We start from the raw sequence: 2302 nt of genomic DNA on the forward strand, positions 1-2302 counted from the left end.
AAAGGAAAAGAAACCCTATCCCTATTTTTTAATTTAAAGAGATTAAAAGGTTATTTAAAAATTAATGTTATTCCTTGGGGAGAGGTATATTTAGACGATAAATTTATCGGAATAACCCCTTTCTCTAAAGAGATTATTGTTGAGCCAGGCAAAAGAATATTAAAAATAAAAAATCCCCATTATCCAATTTATCAAGAAACAATTGATTTCAAAAAAGGCGAAATTATTGAAAGAATAATAAAACTAAAATGATTGGTATAAAAAATGTTTATATTTATATAATGAGGCTAATAAAGGTATTTTTCTGTATCTTTCTTTTCACATCTGTTTTCTCTTGGGAAATTAGGAAGCCTTTGAATTTTCCAAGAAGTTATTTAGTGGCTCCTTCGGTAAATGGTAAGATATATGCAATTGGTGGGATAAAAATTAATAATGAAATCACTAATATTGTTGAAGAGTATGACTTTTTTAATGATACTTGGCGGTTAAAAAGGGCAATGCCCCAAAAAAGATATGATATGGGGTTTGCGGTAGTAAATAATAAGATTTATATATTTGGCGGTGTCACCAAAAGCCATTCCGGAAGATTAATCCTTGTTGATGATTTAAATGTTTATGACCCAGAAAGAGATACTTGGATTAGAAAAAGACCTTTGCCTTCACCAAGAGCTGGTGCTATTGGCATTGGTTTGAATAATTATATTTATGTCTTTGGCGGATATGATTTTTCTTATAGTTTTTTAGATGATGTTTTAATTTATGATATTGAAAGGGATACTTGGCTATTTTGCTCTCAGATACCAAGACCAAGGGCAAGGATAAATATCGGTTATTATGAGTCAATAATTCATATTATTGGCGGTGAATATTATGGTCCTTCCTCTCGTCATTATGGTTATAACTTAAGAAATAATCTTTGGGATACCCTTCTCTCCCTACCTTTTGCTCGTTACGGAATTTTAAATACCTATTTAAATAATGAAATCTATCTTATTGGTGGTGAATATTGGTATCAAGGTCGAACATATTTTCTTCGTCGTTTTGATATTTATAATTGTGAAAATAACTATTGGTGTTTAGGAGATTCAATAAATCTTGCGCGGAGTTATGGTGGTTGCGGAATCCTTTCGCTACCTCATGGTAATTTTATTTATGTGGTCGGTGGAAAGACAAGTTCGGGAATTACTGGCAGTTTAGAAATTCATCAGTTATCAGGAATAAAAGAAGAGAAAAAAGAAAATATCAAGAATAATGAAAATTACCAAATCTTAGGAATCTATAATCTTCTTGGTAAAAAGATAACAAAAGAAGATAGAAAGGGAATCTATTTTTATCTAATAAAAGATAAAGAAGGTTATAAATTTAAAAAGAAAATTGTTATTAAATAAAATCCTTTTATTTATATTTTTAATATCTTTACCGCAAGAAAAAGTTACTGAATTAGATTCCCTCTTTTATTATGGTAATTACTTAGAAGTTATCAAAAAAGGTGAAGTTATTCTCAAAGAAAAGGATTTAAATAGAAAAACAAAAGAGAGAGTATTAATTTTAATTTCCCAATCCTATATTATTTTAGGTGATGAAGAAAAAGGTAAAGAATATTTTTTAGAACTATTAAAATTAAATCCGCACTTCAGACTTGACCCAAAGGAGTATTCACCAAAAATAATTGAAGTATTAGAAAAGGTAAGAAAAGAATTAACCATAGAAAAAGAAGAGCATAAGAAAGTAATTGATAAGAAAATATTTATTTATCCTGGCTTATATCAATTAAGAAAAAACGAAAAACTAAAAGGCTATACATTACTATCATTGGAAACTGTTTCTTTATTATCAATATTACCTTCTTATTTTATTATGAAAAATGCCCATCAAAATTACTTAAAAGAAACTGACGAAAACAAAATAGAAGAGAAATATAAATATTACAAAATAACCTATAATATATTTTACTCAACAGTTTTTACTGCTTTCTTTACTTATCTCTTTCATTTAATTGATATAACTTTCTAACTTCTATAATATCTCCTATACTGCTCCCTTTTCAATAGAAAGTAAAGCCCTCCTGTTTTATTAAAATAGAGTTTTAAAGATGTATATGAAAAAAATATTTATTTAGCCATTAAATGAAAATACACCAAGACGTTAAGCACCTCCCTTTTAGGTTTCTTTTTAATAATTTTTTATTAACCAAAACCTTAAAATCTAATATTTTCTTTATTAGATAATGCCGGTAGTTTGATTTCCAATAATTCATAAAATACCTTGGTTTATTAATATCTATTCTCCCCATATATATAAT

General features: G+C 27.6%; 3 protein-coding genes. All 3 read left to right on the forward strand.

The window, feature by feature from the left end; all coding sequences use genetic code 11:
- A partial coding sequence (locus tag ABIK75_05465) for a PEGA domain-containing protein (protein MEO0090535.1) occupies nucleotides 1-252 on the forward strand: 252 nt, incomplete at its 5' end.
- Nucleotides 249-1388, forward strand: a complete 1140-nt coding sequence (locus tag ABIK75_05470) for a kelch repeat-containing protein (GenBank protein MEO0090536.1) — start codon at nucleotides 249-251, stop codon at nucleotides 1386-1388. The genes ABIK75_05465 and ABIK75_05470, both read left to right, overlap by 4 nt.
- A complete protein-coding gene (locus ABIK75_05475; protein ID MEO0090537.1) occupies nucleotides 1375-2013 on the forward strand; it encodes a hypothetical protein in 639 nt (212 codons plus the stop codon). Before ABIK75_05470 ends, ABIK75_05475 begins: the two co-directional genes overlap by 14 nt.
- Nucleotides 2014-2302 lie beyond the last annotated feature (289 nt).

It is taken from the genome of candidate division WOR-3 bacterium, assembly GCA_039801725.1.
Lineage (GTDB): Bacteria > Hydrothermota > Tepidihabitantia > Tepidihabitantales > DTDR01 > DTDR01.